Annotated in this window: 13 protein-coding genes; 4 read left to right on the forward strand and 9 right to left on the reverse strand. The window is 71.5% G+C overall.

Annotation, left to right across the window (positions count from 1 at the left end; genetic code table 11):
• Positions 1-50: 50 nt before the first annotated feature.
• From D3218_RS03315 to D3218_RS03330, 4 genes are all read right to left on the reverse strand, one after another.
• Complete coding sequence (locus tag D3218_RS03315) at positions 51-1,103, reverse strand: ABC transporter substrate-binding protein (protein WP_119538500.1); 1,053 nt, start codon at positions 1,101-1,103, stop codon at positions 51-53.
• A 134-nt stretch (positions 1,104-1,237) separates the two neighbouring features.
• Positions 1,238-2,122, reverse strand: coding sequence for an AraC family transcriptional regulator (locus tag D3218_RS03320; RefSeq protein WP_119538501.1), 885 nt, complete (start codon positions 2,120-2,122; stop codon positions 1,238-1,240).
• A 236-nt stretch (positions 2,123-2,358) separates the two neighbouring features.
• Positions 2,359-4,539, reverse strand: a complete 2,181-nt coding sequence (locus tag D3218_RS03325; protein WP_119538502.1) for a TonB-dependent siderophore receptor — start codon at positions 4,537-4,539, stop codon at positions 2,359-2,361.
• A 246-nt stretch (positions 4,540-4,785) separates the two neighbouring features.
• Entirely contained in the window at positions 4,786-5,589 is an 804-nt protein-coding gene (locus tag D3218_RS03330; RefSeq protein WP_119538503.1) for an exodeoxyribonuclease III, read from the reverse strand.
• 152 nt (positions 5,590-5,741) lie between these two features.
• Between D3218_RS03330 and D3218_RS03335 the strand changes: the two genes are divergently transcribed.
• On the forward strand, positions 5,742-6,620 hold the full coding sequence (locus D3218_RS03335) for an alpha/beta fold hydrolase (RefSeq protein ID WP_119538898.1): 879 nt from the start codon (positions 5,742-5,744) through the stop codon (positions 6,618-6,620).
• Positions 6,621-6,624: 4 nt separating this feature from the next.
• Here D3218_RS03335 and D3218_RS03340 read toward each other — a convergent pair whose 3' ends face one another.
• The 3 genes from D3218_RS03340 to D3218_RS03350 form a co-directional block, all read right to left on the reverse strand.
• Positions 6,625-6,885 (reverse strand): hypothetical protein, encoded by a 261-nt coding sequence (locus D3218_RS03340; RefSeq protein ID WP_119538504.1) that lies wholly within the window; start codon positions 6,883-6,885, stop codon positions 6,625-6,627.
• Between the two features lie 76 nt (positions 6,886-6,961).
• Entirely contained in the window at positions 6,962-7,603 is a 642-nt protein-coding gene (locus tag D3218_RS03345; protein WP_119538505.1) for an outer-membrane lipoprotein carrier protein LolA, read from the reverse strand.
• A gap of 192 nt (positions 7,604-7,795) precedes the next feature.
• Positions 7,796-10,954, reverse strand: a complete 3,159-nt coding sequence (locus tag D3218_RS03350) for an FtsK/SpoIIIE family DNA translocase (RefSeq protein WP_119538506.1) — start codon at positions 10,952-10,954, stop codon at positions 7,796-7,798.
• Positions 10,955-11,227: 273 nt separating this feature from the next.
• On the opposite strand from D3218_RS03350, the gene D3218_RS03355 reads away from it, so the two are divergent.
• Positions 11,228-11,539, forward strand: coding sequence for a GNAT family N-acetyltransferase (locus D3218_RS03355; RefSeq protein ID WP_119538507.1), 312 nt, complete (start codon positions 11,228-11,230; stop codon positions 11,537-11,539).
• Between the two features lie 7 nt (positions 11,540-11,546).
• Here the strand turns inward: D3218_RS03355 and D3218_RS03360 are convergent, their stop codons facing one another.
• Both D3218_RS03360 and alr read right to left on the reverse strand, forming a co-directional pair.
• The gene (locus tag D3218_RS03360; protein ID WP_119538508.1) at positions 11,547-12,797 is read right to left on the reverse strand and encodes a D-amino acid dehydrogenase; all 1,251 of its coding nucleotides are present in this window, start codon (positions 12,795-12,797) and stop codon (positions 11,547-11,549) included.
• A complete protein-coding gene (alr, locus tag D3218_RS03365) occupies positions 12,794-13,942 on the reverse strand; it encodes an alanine racemase (RefSeq protein ID WP_119538509.1) in 1,149 nt (382 codons plus the stop codon). The genes D3218_RS03360 and alr overlap by 4 nt, the downstream gene beginning before the upstream one ends.
• Positions 13,943-14,072: 130 nt before the next feature.
• Here alr and D3218_RS03370 point away from each other — a divergent pair, with 130 nt between their 5' ends.
• Both D3218_RS03370 and treS read left to right on the forward strand, forming a co-directional pair.
• Positions 14,073-14,525: an Lrp/AsnC family transcriptional regulator gene (locus tag D3218_RS03370; protein WP_119538899.1), complete on the forward strand. Its 453-nt coding sequence runs from the start codon at positions 14,073-14,075 to the stop codon at positions 14,523-14,525.
• A gap of 141 nt (positions 14,526-14,666) precedes the next feature.
• Positions 14,667-16,733: a maltose alpha-D-glucosyltransferase gene (gene treS, locus D3218_RS03375; protein ID WP_119538510.1), complete on the forward strand. Its 2,067-nt coding sequence runs from the start codon at positions 14,667-14,669 to the stop codon at positions 16,731-16,733.
• Positions 16,734-16,744: the final 11 nt, after the last annotated feature.

Raw genomic sequence — 16,744 nt, forward strand, 5'->3', positions numbered from 1 at the left:
GGGCGGCCCGCCCGGGGGGGGGGGGCGCCCGACGGTTCGGGCCCGAGGGCCTACTGGATGCCGAGTTCCTGGCAGGCGCTGGCGTATTCGCCGGTGCAGACCTCGGAGGCCGGGGTGATGCCCTTGTCGAAGATCTCGGCCTTGATGTTGTCGCGGGTGATGACCTGCGGCACGAAGAGCTCGGACGGGGTGTCGTAGAGCGTCGTCTTGGCCTCGGGCGTCTCGCCCGAGATGAACTTGAAGGCGACGTTGGCGGCCGCCGCGGCCACGATCTCGCTGGGCTTGGAGATGGTGTTGTACTGGTCGCCCGCCACGATGAGCTGCAGCGCGGCGATGGTCGCGTCGTTGCCGGTGACCGGGGGAACCGGATCGACGCCGGCCGCCTTGAAGGCCGCGATCGCGCCGCCGCCGGTGCCGTCGTTGGCGGCCACCACGCCCTTGATGTCGGCGCCGAAGCGGGTGATCTGCCCGCTGGTCCACTGCTGGGCCTCGGGCGGCGCCCAGTCCGGCGTGTCGAACTCGGCCAGCGTCTTGTAGGCGCTGGCGTCCAGCGCCGCGTCGACGCCGTCGCGGATCAGCCCGGCGGCCGCGTCGGTGGGCGAGCCGTTGATCTGGAGGACGCCGGCGCCCTCGGGCACGCCGGTCGCCTTGAGGTGGTCGATCAGCGACTGCGCGATCGACTGGCCGATCGCCTTGTTGTCGAACGAGACGTAGAAGTCGGCCGGCGTCGCGGGGATCGGCCGGTCGTAGGCGATCACCTTGATGTCCTGGCTCTGCGCCCGCTGGACGAGCGAGGCGGCGGCGCTGGAATCCACGGGATCGAGCACGATCACGCTCGCCCCTTGCGCGATCACCGAGTTGAACTGCTGCTGCTGCAGGGCCGCGTCGCCGTTGGCGTTCTGGTAGACCACGGTGCAGTCGGGGCAGAGCTTCTCCATCTCCTGCTTGAAGCCGGGGAAGTCGCGCTCCTCGTAGCGCGTCGAGCCCTGGTCGGGCATCAGGAAGGCGACCGTGGCGTCGGCCGCGCGGGCCGAGGCGGTGCCGGCCAGGAGGCCAAGGGCGAGGACGGCGAGGCCGCCGTTGCGCAATGTCGGATGCGTCATGATCGTTTCTCCCTTTATGTCTCGTTCTTCGAGTGTGTCCGGTCTCGGCGTTCGGGGCACGCGCGAGGGGCCATTGGCGGCGGGGGCGCGCCTTGGGTGCGCCCGTCCGCCGATCGGCTCGTCCCGCCGCCGCCTCAGGCGGCGTAGGACAGGGTCTGGTTGCGTTGCGACAGGTTGCGGAACCGGGTCGGCGTCATGGACTTCTGGATCTGGAACTGCCGGTTGAAGTTGGACACGTTGTTGTAGCCGGCGGCGAAGCAGATGTCGGTGATAGACCGGTGCGGGTCGCTGGTCAGGAGCTGGCAGGCGAGGTTGATCCGCAGCCGGTTGACGTACTGGACCAGCGTCATCCCCGTGTGGCGGCGGAAGGCGCGGCTGAAGGTCGAGGGGCTGCGCCCCGACAGGGCCGCCAGGTCCTTCTCGCTGAAATCCTCGGTGAGGTGCCGGCCGATAAAGCGCAGGGCCTCGTTGATGCCCCCGCTCATGAAGCCGGACGGGTCCGGCAGGTAGTCGGCGCTGGTCAGGGGCCGGGCATCGGCGGCCGCTGTCAGGACGTCCATCAGCGCCATGAAGAGCGACAGGCGGCGGAAGCCCGTCGCCTCCACCATCTCCGCCATGATCGGGGCGGCGGCCTCGGCGGAATCGGAGCCGAACAGGACGCCGCGGCGGCTGAGGCGCAGAAGCGCGGCCGCGGCGGCGAACTCCGGCAGGGCGCGCGTGGTCTCGTCCACGAACCCTTCCGAGAACTGCACGATCCGGCAGCGCAGCGGGATCACGGCGTCCGGCGCGACCTCGCTGACCCAGTTGTGGGGAAGGTTGGGGCCGGTGAGCACGAGATTGCCCGGCTCGAACTCGCCGATGAAGTCGCCCACGAAATAGTTGCCGCGCGTGGCGACGACGTGGTGGATCTCGTATTCGGGGTGGAAGTGCCAACGGACCGTGTGGAACGGGTAGCCGTGGGTCCAGACCTTGAACGATTCCCCCTGCCGGATCTGGACGAATTCCAGGTCTGGATGCATGCCGATTCCTCCCGGCGCTGTCCGCGGCGGGAGCGTGTTCCCCGCCCTCCGCGAGGATCACTAAAGACCGGAGCCGCGCGCTTAGCTACCCACGGTTTTTCCAGCTATCGATACATTTTTGCCGATCGAAGCACGCATCGGCGACGATCCTGACGAGGGATCGCCCGCGGGACGGGCAAGGACGACGGGCGAGGCCGCCCCGAGGAACGATCGGGGCGGCCTCCGGGGATGCGCGGTCAGAACCTGTAGCGCACCGACCCGATGACGTTGCGCTCGGGCTCCTTGTAGCAGAAGCCGGAGGAGCAGATCTGCGCGTCCTCGCCGAAGATGTTGGTGGCGTTGACCTGGATGCGCAGCCCCTCGACCTGCGGCACGTCGTAGTGGGCGCTGGCGTCGATGAAGACGCGCGCGTCGTTCTTGAAGCTGTTCTCGTCGTCGCCAAAGCTCGACGACAGGTAGCGAAGGCCGGCCCCGAGGCCGAGCCCCTCGGCCGGGCCGGACTGCACCGTGTAGTCGGCCCAGAGCGAGACCGTGTGGCGCGGGGTGGACGACAGGGTGTTGCCGGTGGTCGCCGCCGTGCCCTCCACGATCTCGAGGTCGGTATAGGCGTAGGCGAGCGTGGCGTTCAGCCCCTCGGCCAGCGAGGCGGTGGCCTCCAGCTCGAAGCCGCGCGAGCGCAGCTCGCCGCGCTGCACCTGTTCGTTGGTTCCGGTGAGCGGGTTCACGTCGAAGAACACGCCGTTCTTCTGGGTGATGTCGAACACGGCGGCGGTGAGCAGCGTGTTCCAGCCCGGCACCTGGTACTTCACGCCCGCTTCCCACTGCTCGGCCGTTGTGGGCACGAAGGCCTCGCCGGCCGAGTTGGTGCCGATGTTGGGCGCGAAGGCGGTGGCGTAGCTCGCGTAGGGGGCGATCCCGCTGTCGAACAGATAGGACAGGCCGACGCGGCCGGAGAACTCGGAATCCTTCTGCTCGGGCTGGGCCGTCAGGGCGTCCGGCGTGCCGGACTCCGTTTCGGTCCACACCCAGTCGTGACGCCCGCCGAGCGTCAGCGTGAAGCGGTCGTAGGCGACCTCGTCCTGCAGGTAGAGCCCGACCTGCGACTGGTCCTGCGCCGACGCCACGGAATAGGCGGGGGTCGCGATCGCGATGTCGTAGCGCGGGGCGGCGAACAGGAGCGAGGGCGCCGCGCCGTAGCCTGCGAGGTTGGTGTACTGCGCGTAGGACGCGTCGACGCCGCCGAGAAGCGTATGGGCGAGCGGCCCGGTGTCGAACTTGGCCTCGAGCTGCGTGTCGGACACGACGCCCTTAAGCGTCTGCGCCACGTTGCCCGACCCGCGGGCGACGACCCCGTTCACCGGAGCGCCGATCGCGTAGGCGTACTCGCCGTAGACGTCGAGGCTCTGGACCCGCGCCTTCTGGCGGAAGGTGAAGGTCTCGTCGAGCCGGCGCTCCAGCTCGAAGCCGAGGCGGCCCTGGCTCTGGTCGAGATCGTTGAAGGACGGGTCGCCCGCCGCGACGTCGGTGACGCGGTTGCCGTCGTTGACATAGGCGAAGGTGCCGCCCGAGCGCGAGCGCTGGAGCTCGCCGAGGATCGTCAGCGAGGTGTCGGCGTCCGGCGTCCAGGTGAAGGCCGGGGCGACCATCAGCCGGTCGTCGGAGGCGAAGGGATAGTCGGTGTCGGCGTCGCGCGCGATGCCGGTGAGGCGGTAGAAGGCGGTCTCCGACTGCCCGAGCGGCCCCGAGGCGTCCATGTTGAGCTGGTAGCGGCTGTTGGAGCCGACCTGCGCCTCCACCTCGCGCGCCGCCGCCCGCGTCGGCCGCTTGGAGCGCAGGTCGACGATGCCGCCGGCGTTGGACGAGCCGTAGAGGCCGGCGGCCGGCCCCTTCAGGATCGACAGGCCCTCCAGGCCGTAGGGCTCGATGTCGAAGGTGGAGAAGCCGATATTGAACTCGCGCAGCCCGTCGCGGAAGATGCCGGTATAGGTGGCGGGCAGGCCGCGGATGAAGAAGGCGTCGAAGCGCGGGTCGAGCCCGTAGGCACCGATGCGCACGCCCGGCGTGTAGCCCACCGCATCGGCCAGCGTCTGCGGATTGCGGTCGTCGAGCTGCTGTTCCGTGACCACCGACACCGACTGCGGCACCTTGACCAGCGGCGTGTCGGTCTTGGTGGCCGAGCGCGTGGTGGTGGCGACGTAGCCCTGCGTCTGGAAGCCCGAGGCGGAGGCGCCCGCGACCCCGCCGCCGGCGGCGCTCAGCGAGCCGTCCGCCGGCACGCCGGCCTCGCCCGTCTCGATCGTCACCGTGTCGAGCACGATGTCCTGCGCGCCGGCCGGGGCCAGGAGGGCGAGGACGCCGGCGGAGCCGAGCAGCACGGAACGGAGCGGACGCAGACGGGCGGGGATCGGACGGGCCATGGACGCACACGAGAAGCTGGGGCCAGCACCCCTCGTGCCGGCCGACGCCCCTCGCTACGAATAGATGACTGGATGAGTCAACATATCGTGCGAACGTCGATCGAGGCGACGATGAGGCGGAACCCCGGCACCACGGGCGTTTCGACGGCGGGGCGCGAGGGTCGCCGGCTGCGCCTTTTACGCGCGGCTGATGCAGCCCGGACACGGGTTTCGGAACGGTTCCAACCTTCGGGGCGCCGAGCCCGGTCAGATATCCAGCGTCACCATCACCGGCACGTGGTCGGACGGGCGTTCCCAGCCGCGCGCCTCGCGCAGGACGCGCGCGCCGGTCAGGTGCGGCGCAAGATCCCCCGAGCTCCACACGTGGTCGAGCCGCCGGCCCTTGTCGGCCCCGTCCCAGTCCTTCGCGCGGTAGCTCCACCAGGTGTAGAGCTTCTGCGGCAGGGGGATGTGCTGGCGCACGAGGTCGGTCCAGCCCCCTTCCGCGATCACCCGCTTCATGCCCTCGGTCTCGACCGGCGTGTGGGAGACGATCTTGAGGAGCTGCTTGTGCGACCAGACGTCGTCCTCGAACGGGGCGATGTTGAGGTCGCCGACCAGGATCGCCGCGACGCCGGGCTCGGCGTCGGCGCGCATGCGGCGCATCTCCTCTAGGAAATCGAGCTTGTGGCGGAACTTCGGGTTGATCTCCGGGTCCGGCTCGTCGCCGCCCGCCGGGACGTAGAGATTGTGGACGCGGATCTGGCGCTCGGCCACGGCGATGCGCACCGACAGGTGGCGCGCGTCGCCGATGGCGCAGAAGTCCTGCCGCACGAGGTCGGCGAAGGGCAGGCGCGAGATCGTGGCGACGCCGTGGTAGCCCTTCTGGCCGTGCAGCGCGACGTGCTCGTAGCCGAGCGCGTGGAACGCCGCCTCGGGGAAGAGCTCGTTCGGGCACTTGGTCTCCTGCAGGCACAGGACGTCCGGCGCCTCGTCGCGCAGGAAGGCCTCCACGATCGGCAGGCGCAGGCGCACCGAGTTGATGTTCCAGGTAGCGAGCGTGAAGGGCATGGCGTTCCGGTCCGTCGGCAGGGGCGTCGGCCGCCTGTCTAGAGCATGGAGCGCGCCGAGGGAAACCGCCCGCCGCGCGCCGCGCGGAGGCAACGCATGCCCGCCGGCCGCGTTGTGGCGGTGCGCGTTTGGGGTCGCCGAGGGGAATGGTCATGTTCGAGGGTTTCGAGACGCGCACCGTCGCCGGCGAGGGCGCGGAGATCTTCTGCCGCATCGGGGGCGACGGGCCGCCGCTCCTGCTTCTGCACGGCTATCCGCAGACCGGCGCGATGTGGGCCGGCATCGCGCCGCGCCTGGCCGAGCGGTTTCGCGTCGTGGTGCCGGACCTTCGCGGCTACGGACAGTCCTCGGCGCCCGAGTCTAAGGCGGGCGAGGGCTATGCCAAGCGGGTCATGGCGGCCGACATGGTGCGGGTGATGACGACGCTCGGGCACCCGCGCTTCCGCCTCGCCGGCCACGACCGGGGCGGGCGCGTCGCCTACCGCCTCGCGTTCGACCACCCGGACGCGGTCGAGCGCCTGGCGCTGCTCGACATCATCCCGACCGTCGAGATGTGGGAGCGCATGGACGCCGCCGGCGCCCTGTCCGCCTACCACTGGCAGTTCCTGGCCCAGGCGAACCCGATGCCCGAGCGGCTGATCGGCTCCGACCCCGTGTTCTATCTCGACCACACGCTGGCGAGCTGGACCGCCAACCAGAGCACCGCCCCCTTCGCCCCGGAGGCGCTGGCCGAGTATCGCCGCTCCTTCTCGCGCCTCGACGCGGTGCACGGCGCCTGCGAGGACTACCGGGCGGGCGCGACCATCGATCGGCGGCACGACGAGGAGGACCGCGCGGCGGGACGGCGCATCGCCTGCCCGCTCCTCGCGCTCTGGGGCGCCAAGGGCACGCCGGCCCGGCACGGGGATCCGCTCGAGATCTGGCGCGCCTATGCCGACGACGTGTCGGGACACGCGATCGAGGGCGGCCATTTCCTGGTGGAGGAGGCTTCGGAGGCGACGCTCGACGCGCTTCTGCGCTTCCTGGACTGACCGGTCACCAGCCGATGCGCCCGTACCCGATCCCGACGCCGACGCCCCCGGTCCAGACCGGCTCGCCGTAGAGGCGGGCGCGGCGCGTCTCGCTGCGGTCGAGGTCGATGCGCTGAAGGCAGGCGGCGAAGGCGTCGGTGCCGGGGCGGAAGCCGTAGTCGCGGCAGCGCGCCTCGTCGGCCGCGCGCCGTTCGGCGGGCGTCACCGTGGCGCAGGCGGCGAGCGTCAGCGGCGCGAGGAGGGCGAGGGCGAGGATCGGACGCATCGGGCGTGTTCCGGCTGGCGGCGCCGAAGGGCGCGCGGGGACAGGAGGGCAACCCCGCTCCGGCCGCCGGGTTCCCTCAGCGGTTGCCGGTCATGCCGCCGCGGATCTGGGCGTAGGGGATGCTGAACAGCCCGTTGTCCACGGCGCCACCCTCCTCCACGTTGTAGACCATCACGGTCGTGTCCTTGCCCTGCGCGTCGCGGATCGTCCACTGGCGCAGGTCCAGCGTCGAGGGGTCGAACATCATGGTGATGCGCGAATTGCCGAAGATCGACTTGTCGCCCATCACGATCGTGGTGAGGTCGGGCCCTTCCTTCACGCTCTGGATGTTGGCGGACGACAGGTCGATGCGCCGGTCGAGCAGCAGCTTCAGCGGCGTCTTCGACAGGGGATAGAGGTCCCAGGTGTTGAGCTTGCGGTTGTTCACCGCGACCTGGCTGCCGTCGGCGATCACGCGCACCGGCGAGCCCGCATAGTCGAAGCGGATCTTGCCCGGCCGCTCCATGAAGAACGTGCCCTCGGTCTGGTTTCCGGCCGCGTCGAACTGGACGAAGTTGCCCTTCATCGTCTTCACGCCGGAGAAGTGGTCCGCCACGCGCTGGGCGGCGGCCGCCCCTTGCGCGGCGGCCGGCAGCGCGCCGGCCAGGAGGCCGAGCGCCAGGACGCCGGCGCCGATCAGGGCGCGGACAGGGTGCGGGGCGCGGCGGTTGGCGGTCATGATCGTCCTCGTGTGGTTCTGGCCCGGCCCCGATCGAGGGTGCGCGGACCGTTCCGTTCCTTCGCCGCCGCTTCTAGCGGCCGGCTCCGGCGGGATTGGGGCGCAGCACCCCCTTGCGAAGGAGATGGGGCGGCGGCCGCCCGCTCGCAAACCGCCGCCCCGATCGTGCGTCATCAAACCCGCGCGAGCCTGTCAGGCATTGTCGGTCGGCACCAGGATCTCGCGCTTGCCGGCGTGGTTGGCGGCGCCGACGATGCCCTCGCGCTCCATCCGCTCGATGATCGAGGCGGCGCGATTGTAGCCGATCTGGAGCCGGCGCTGGACGTAGGAGGTCGAGGCCTTGCCGTCGCGCAGCACCACGGCCACCGCCTGGTCGTAGAGGTCGGCCGATTCCTCGGCCCCGCCCGCCGCGCCGGCCGAGCCGCCGGCCGCCGAGCCGCCGTCCTCGTCCTCTTCCTCCAGGATCGCGTCGAGATATTCGGGCGTCCCCTGGGCCTTGAGGTGCTTCACCACCTCCTCGACCTCGGCGTCGTCCACGAAGGGGCCGTGGACGCGCTGGATGCGCCCGCCGCCGGCCATGAACAGCATGTCGCCCATGCCCAGAAGCTGCTCGGCCCCCTGCTCTTGAAGGATGGTGCGCGAATCGATCTTCGAGGTCACCTGGAAGGAGATGCGGGTCGGGAAGTTCGCCTTGATCGTGCCGGTGATGACGTCGACCGAGGGACGCTGCGTCGCCATGATGACGTGGATGCCGGCGGCGCGCGCCATCTGCGCGAGGCGCTGGACGGTGCCCTCGATGTCCTTGCCGGCGACCATCATCAGGTCGGCCATCTCGTCGATGATGACCACGATGTAGGGCAGCGGCTGGAGGTCGAACTCCTCCGACTCGAAGATCGGCTCGCCGGTCTCGCGGTCGAAGCCGGTCTGCACCGTGCGCGAGATGGTCTCGCCGCGCTCGATCGCCGAGGACACGCGCGTGTTGAAGCCGTCGATGTTGCGAACGCCCACCTTCGACATCTTGCGGTAGCGGTCCTCCATCTCCTTGACCGTCCACTTCAGCGCGACGACCGCCTTCTTCGGGTCGGTGACCACGGGCGCGAGGAGATGCGGGATGCCGTCGTAGATCGACAGTTCCAGCATCTTCGGGTCGATCATGATCATGCGGCACTCGGCCGGGCTCATGCGGTAGAGCAGCGACAGGATCATGGTGTTGATCGAGACCGACTTGCCCGAGCCCGTGGTGCCCGCCACCAGGAGGTGCGGCATCTTGGCGAGGTCGGCGATCACCGCCTCGCCGCCGATCGTCTTGCCGAGCGCCAGCGCCAGCTTGGCCTTGGCGCCGGCGAAGGTCTCCGACTGGATCATCTCGCGGAAGTAGACCGTCTCGCGGCGCTGGTTCGGCAGTTCGATGCCGATGGCGTTCTTGCCCGGGATCACGGCGACGCGGGCGGCGATCGCCGACATCGAGCGGGCGATGTCGTCGGCGAGGCCGATCACGCGGCTGGACTTGATGCCCGGCGCGGGCTCGAGCTCGTACAGGGTGACGACCGGGCCCGGACGCACCTCGATGATCTCGCCCTTCACGCCGAAGTCGTCGAGGACGCCCTCGAGAAGGCGCGCGTTCTCCTGCAGGATCTCGGGCGTCAGCGAGTTGTCGCGGTTCCGGGGCTTGGGCGGCGACAGGAGCTCGATTGGCGGCAGCTCGAATTCGGCGTTGAGCGCCGCGTTGCCGAGCTCGGCGAGCCGGGCGCGCGACGACTGGCGCGAGCTCGCCTCCGACACTGCCTGGGGCACCACGCGCGCCGGGCGCTCGAACATCGGTCCACGCGGCGCGGGCGCGGCCGGCGCGGGGGCGGCCGGCGCGGGGGCGGCCGGCGCCATGCGCGGCTCCGCCGGCGCGCGCGGCGCCTCGGCCTCGGCCTTGGGCGCGCGCTTCAGGCCCGGAAAGGCGACGATGTTGTTGGCGATGAAGTCGCGCCAGCCGCCGCTCTCCTCCGGAGCGCCCGGGCGCTCGGCGGGATCGACGCGGGCGTCCGCCTCCTCCTCCATGGCGATCCGCTCCTCCAGCGAGAGACGGCCGTCGTCGCCGAGATAGGGGGCGCCCCGCTCCTCGAACGGGGGCTCCTCGTCATGCGCGAAGCCCGGTTCGTCGTGACGGTGGATGTCGTCGTAGCCCACCACGCCGCGATCCTCCGCGGCGCCGGTCTCGAACAGCTCGTCGTCGCCCTCGCCCTCGGTCCCGAACGGCGGCTCGGCCCGGCCGGCGGCCGTGCGCTGCGACAGCTTGTAGGAGCCGTTCCAGTCGGACCGTCCGTGGCGCACGGTGGCGCGGCTCGTGTCCACCGTGCGGCGCGCGGGCGCGTCGGGCTCGCCCGCCGGCGCGGCGGACGGGGCGCGCGCGGCGGCGGTCGTCGGGGGCTCGGGCGCGTAGGGCACCTCCTCCCAGGCCCGCTCGTCGTGATCGGCGTCGTGCGCGTCGTGCGCGTCGAACGCGGGTTCCCGGTAGGCGGGCGGCTGCACCACGCGCACCTCGCGCCGGGCGGCCGGCGCGGGCGTGCCGTCGCGGAACCGGGCCGGCGGGGCGGGCGGCATCAGCGGCACGTCGGCGTCCCATTCGCGGTGCGAGAACGGATCCTCGCGGCGGCCGAGCGCGGGCATGGAGCCCGAGACGCGCGCGGCGGCCGAGCGCATGCGATAGGCCCAATGGCTGGCGACGCCCGCCAGAAGCGCCAGCCGCCCCTCGCCCTCGTCCTCCTCGGCCGTGGCGGCGCGGCGCGCGCTCAGCGCCACCGGCTCATCCGGCGCGCCGACGAGGCCCGCGCCGTTGAGGATGCACCACAGGGCGGGCGCCGCGAACAGCGCGGCGGCGAGCCAGCTCCAGGCCCCGGCCGGATAGGCGCCGGTGGCGAGCGCGGGGACCTTGAGGAGCAGGTCGCCGACGATGCCGCCGAGGCCGATCGGCAGCGGCCAGCCGGCGGGCGCCTCCAGCGAGCCGAGGGCGGCGCTGGCGAGCGCCAGCCCGCCCATCGCCCACCAGGCCCGCTGGCCGGCGCGGCCCGCACGGCGGCCGGCGACGCACAGGATGCCGCGGATCGCCAGCAGCAGCGGCACCAGCACGGCGGCGAGGCCGAAGATCTGCATGGCGAGGTCGGCCGCCACGGCGCCGCCCGCGCCCGCCATGTTGCGGACCGGATTGTCGTTGGAATAGCTCAGCGAGGGGTCGTCCACCGCCCAGGTGGCGAAGGCCGTGGCCAGCCAGAGGGCGAGGCCGATCAACCCGATGCCGAGGCCCAAGCGCGCCGGTCGTGCCATCGATCCCGTCCCCTCGTCCCGCGCCTCGATCGATGCCATGTCGCTGCCCTTCGCGTTCTGCCTGCCCGGTGGCGTCTGCCGCGCCGCCCGGTCTGCCTGTGGCCGGCCGGCGGGGTCCGGGCGCGCGTCCCTCGGACGGCGCACCCCGCGCTCCGGCTGTTCGCGGGCAAGGTAAAGAAACGGGGTTAAGGGGCGTTTAACCCTGCGGCGAGGCGCGGCCCCTCCCCCACGCCCCGCTCGCGCCGGCTTGATGGAACCGAGCGCGTCGCCCGGCGTCATCCCGCCGACCGCAACCGCTCACAGGAGTTCCCCATGCAGATCGTCCACGAGGACCAGGGACGCACCGGCGTCTTCGCCATCGGCGAGGGCGAGGACCGGGCGGAGCTGACCTATGCGCCCGCCGGCATCCAGGATTCGCTGATCTTCGACCACACCTACGTTCCCGCGCATCTGCGCGGACAGGGCATCGCCGAACGCCTCGTGGATCACGCGGTGGCCTATGCCAGGGAGCAGGGCAAGACCGTGGTCCCGGCCTGCTCCTACGTGCGTGCCCTGTTCGACCGGCATCCCGAACGCTACGCCGCGATCCGCACGGAGGAGGACAAGCCGGTCGGGCGGATCTGACCGCGGCTCAGCCGTAGCGCGCGACCGACAGGTCGCGCGCGTCGATGTCGGGGCTGCGCCCCGACACGAGGTCGGCGAGGAGGCGGCCGGAGCCAGAGCTCATGGTCCAGCCGAGCGTGCCGTGCCCGGTGTTGAGGAACAGGCCGCGCACCTTCGTCGGCCCGATCACGGGCGTGCCGTCCGGCGTCATCGGCCGGAGCCCCGACCAGAACGTGGCACGGGCGAGGTCGCCGCCGGGAAACAGGTCGGTGACCGAATGTTCGAGCGTGCGCCGCCGCCGCTCGGGCCGGTCGTTGGTGAAGCCGGAGATCTCCGCCATGCCGCCGACGCGGATGCGGCTGCCGAGCCGGGTCAGCGCGATCTTGTAGCTCTCGTCCATCACGGTGGACTCCGGCGCGCGCGCCTCGTCCACGATCGGGATGGTCAGCGAATAGCCCTTGACCGGATAGACCGGCAGCCGGATGCCGTGCGGGCGCACGAGCTGGGGCGAGAACGAGCCCATCGCGACCACCACCGCGTCGGCCCGGATCTCGCCGGCGTCGGTCCGCACGCCGGTCGCCCGGCCGCCCTCCACCAGGATCTGCCGCACCGTGCGTCCCCAGCGGAAGTCGACGCCGCGCGAGGCGGCCATCTCCTGCAGGGCGCCCGCGAACTTGAAGCAGTCGCCGGTCTCGTCCTGCGGGGTCTGGAGGCCGCCCACGATCCGGTCGCGGGCGTGGGCGAGCGCCGGCTCGGCGCGGATGCAGCCCTCGCGGTCCAGCATCTCGTAGGGGATGCCGTCGGCCGCGAGCGCCTTGACGTCCTTGGCCGAGGCGTCGAGCTGCGCCTGGGTGCGGAAGAGCTGGAGCGTGCCCTGCATGCGCTGGTCGTAGGCGATGTTGGTGTCGCGGCGCAGCTCGGCCAGCGACAGGCGGCTGTAGTCCGACAGGCGCAGCATGCGGCTCTTGTTCACCGCGTAGCGCTCGGCCGTGCAGTTGGCCAGCATGCGCACGAGCCAGGATAGCATGGCCCGGTCGAGCCGGGGACGCAGGATGAGCGGCGCATGCTCCATCATCAGCCACTTGACGGCCTTCTGCGGGATGCCCGGCGCCGCCCAGGGGCTGCAGTAGCCGAACGACACCTCGCCCGCGTTGGCGAAGCTCGTCTCCAGCGCCGGCCCGTCCTGCCGGTCCACCACCACGACCTCGTGGCCCGCCTGGGCCAGGTACCAGGCGGAGGTGACGCCGATGATGCCGGCGCCGAGCACGACGACCTTCATGGCCGGTCTCCCTCGATGGTGGTGGTGACGTAGCGGCGCTCGTAGCGGTGCCCGAGCGCGGTGAGGATCTCGTAGGAGATGGTGCCGGCGGCGGCGGCGGCGGCGTCGAGCGTCGCGTCGGGGCCGATCAGCTCCACCAGGACGCCCGCGCCGAGCGGCGCGTCGCCGGCCTCGACGATGATGGAATCCATGGACACGCGCCCGGTGATCGGCAGGCGGCGCCCGCGGAAGAACGCGGCGCCCCGGTTGCCCGAGGCGCGCAGCCAGCCGTCGGCATAGCCGACCGACAGCGTGGCGAGGCGCATCGGCCGCTCGGCAACGGCCGCGAAACCGTAGCCGATGCCCGCGCCCGCCGGCACCTCGCGGACCTGGATCACCCGCGCGTCGAGCCGCACCACGGGCTCCATCGGGTTGGGCCGCCCCGACGTCGGCGCCCCGCCGTAGAGCGCGATGCCCGGCCGCGCGAGGTCGAAGCGGAAACGATCGCCCAGGAACAGGCCGGCCGAGTTGGCAAGCGAGCGGCGCGCCGCCGGCAGACCCGCCGCCAGCGCCTCGAAGGCGGCAAGCTGCGCGGCGTTGGCCGGATGGTCGGGCTCGTCGGCGCAGGCGAGGTGGCTCATCACCAGGACGGTCTCGATCCCGTCGAGGCGCGACGGGTCGCCGACCAGGCCTGCGACCTCGCCCGGCGCGAGCCCGAGCCGCGACATGCCCGAATCGACCTGGATTGCGGCCGGCAGCGCGCGCCCCAGCGCCCGCCCCAGCGCGCCCCAGGCATCGAGCTGTTCGCCCGAATTCAGCACCGGCCGGAAGCCGGACGCCGCACACAGCGGCTCGTCGCCCGGCAGCAGCCCGTTGAGCACGAAGATCTCCGCCTCGCCCGGCAGCGCCGGGCGCAGCCGCAGGGCCTCGGCGAGATGGGCGACGAAGAAGGTGCGGCAGCCGGCGGCGTGGAGCGCGGGCGCGACGGCGGCCACGCCCAGGCCGTAGGCGTCGGCCTTCACGACGCCCGCCACCGCCGCGCCGCCGGCGCGCTCCGCCAGCCGGCGATGATTGCGCGCCAGGGCGCCGAGGTCCACCGTCAGCACGCCGCCCGGGCTGCCGGTCGACCCGCCGTGGACGGCGGGCGGAAGAAGCGTGGCGTTCATGGCGAGCCCCTTGGCCGTTGCCCCTCCATGATGGTCGAAGGATCGTCGAAGGAGATACCGAAACGCCGGCGATCCTGCTATTTTCCCTCTATTGACGACACATCGTTCGAACCGGCGCAACAAGCTTCTCATGGACCGTATCGACCGCGCCCTGATCCGGGCCCTGCGCCGCGACGCGCGCGCCACCAACGTGGCGCTGGCCGCCGAGGTCGGCCTGTCGCCCTCGGCCTGCCTGCGCCGCGTCCAGATGCTGGAGCAGTCGGGCGCCATCCGAGGCTACACGGCGATCGTCGCCGGGCCCGGCGGCGACGACGCCCACGTGGTGATCGTTCGCATCACGCTGGAGCGCCAGACCGAGGACGTTCTGAACCGCTTCGAGGCGGAGGTGCTCAAGCATCCCGAGATCCGCGAATGCTACCTGATGACCGGGGCGGAGGACTATCTCCTACGCGTGGAGGCCGAGGGGGCGGGCGACTACGAGCGCATCCACAAGGAGATCCTGTCGCGCCTGCCGGCGGTGTCTCGCATCAACTCGTCCTTCGCGATCCGGCGCGTCCTGGCGGACACCGGCGGCCGTCGATGAGCCGCGGGACGACGAGGCGCGGGTCTGGCCCTTCGGCCCCGCGCCCTTAGATGGAGCCTCGCGAGGGGACGCAGCCTCGCGGGGCGGGCTCGGAAGGGCCCGACGATGCCTCCACGACCAGACCAGAAGGGCCTTGCGTTCATGAGCGGACCGGACACCGACACGATCGACCAGATGGTCGAGACCTCGATGCTGCACCAGGCGCGCCGTCACGCCGCGTCCTACGGCGGCCAGGGCCGGTTCTGGCAGCGCCCCTATGCCGAGACGCGCCCGCGCGTCGCCTCGGCCGTGGCGCCCGTGTGGTTCACCGCCTATCCGGCCTCGATCGTCACGCGGCCGGGCGAGACGGTGCTGGCGACGCTCGGCGACCCGGCGCTGTGGTCCGCTTTGTCCTCGATCGGCGTGCGCGGCATCCACACCGGCCCGACCAAGCGCGCCGGCGGCTGGCGAGCGGGCACGTTCACGCCCACGATCGACGGCAATTTCGACCGCATCGGCTTCGACATCGACCCGTCCTTCGGCACCGCCGAGGAGTTCGTGGCCATCTCGCGCATGGCCGCGGCCCACAACGCGGTGGTGATCGACGACGTGATCCCCGCCCATACCGGCAAGGGCGTCGACTTCCGCCTCGCCGAGATGAACCATTCCACCTATCCCGGCCTCTACCACATGGTGGCGATCCCGGAGGACGACTGGGACCTCCTGCCCGAGGTGCCGGAGGGCCGCGACGCGGTGAACCTGACGCCGGCCACCGTGGACGCGCTGCGCGACAAGGGCCACATCGTGGGCCAACTCCAGCGGGTCATCTTCTTCGAGCCGGGCGTCAAGGAGACCGACTGGAGCGCCACGGGTCCGGTGACGGGCGTCGACGGCGTGCGGCGGCGCTGGGTCTACCTCCACTACTTCAAGGAAGGCCAGCCGAGCCTCAACTGGCTGGACCCGTCCTTCGCCGCGCAGCAGATGATCATCGGCGACGCGCTCCATTCGATCGACCACATGGGCGCGCGGGGCCTGCGGCTCGACGCCAACGGCTTCCTGGGCGTCGAGAAGCGGCTCGACGGCCCCGCCTGGTCGGAAAGCCACCCGCTCTCGGTGACGGGCAACGCGCTGCTGGCGGGCATGATCCGCAAGGCGGGCGGCTTCTCGTTCCAGGAGCTCAACCTCACGGTGGACGACATCGCCTCCATGTCGAAGGGCGGGGCGGACCTGTCCTACGACTTCATCACCCGGCCGGCCTACCAGCACGCGCTTCTGACCGGCGACACCGAGTTCCTGCGCATGATGCTGCGCATGGTGCACGAGTTCGGCATCGACCCGGCCTCCCTGATCCACGCCATGCAGAACCACGACGAGCTGACCACCGAGCTCGTCCACTTCTGGACCCTCCACTCGGAGGACATCTACACGTTCGGCGGCCAGACCTGGCAGGGCCGCACGCTGCGCACGCGCATCCGCGAGACCATGTACGAGAAGCTGTCGGGCGCCAACGCGCCCTACAACCTGCGCTTCGTCACCAACGGCATCGCCTGCACGTCGGCCAGCGTCGTCACCGCGGCGCTCGGCATCACCGACCTGTCGGACATCACCGACGAGGACCGCGCCGAGATCCAGCGCGGCCATCTCCTGATGGCCATGTATAACGCCTTCCAGCCGGGCATCTTCGCCCTGTCGGGCTGGGACCTCGTGGGCGCGCTGCCGCTGCCGCCGGAGGCGGTGGCGGACTACATGCAGGACGGCGACACGCGTTGGATCGAGCGCGGCGCCTACGACCTCACCGGCCTCAACCCGGAAGCCCCGACCTCGGCCGAGGGGCTGCCGCGCTCGCGCGCGCTCTACGGGCCGATCAACGAGCAGCTCAACGACCCCGGCTCCTTCGCCTCGCAGCTCAAGCGCCTCCTGGCGGTGCGCGAGGCCTACGGCATCGCGGCCAGCCGCCAGACAGCGATCCCGGACGTCACGACGCCCGGCCTCCTCCTGATGGTGCACGAGCTTCCCGACGGGCGCGGCACGCAGGTCACCGCGCTCAACTTCGGCCGCGAGCCGGTGGACGAGACGGTGGTGCTGCCGAACGTGCGCTCGGGCCCGGTGGTCGACATGATCGCCGAGACGGTGGAGGGGGACCTGGCCGAGAACGGCGAGCTGCGCATCGTGCTCGACCCCTGGGAGGGCCTGTCGCTGCGCATCGTGGGCGCCCTGCCCGTTCTGTGAACCGGACGGGC

Origin of the sequence: Aureimonas flava (genome assembly GCF_003583935.1) — a bacterium.
Lineage (GTDB): Bacteria > Pseudomonadota > Alphaproteobacteria > Rhizobiales > Rhizobiaceae > Aureimonas > Aureimonas flava.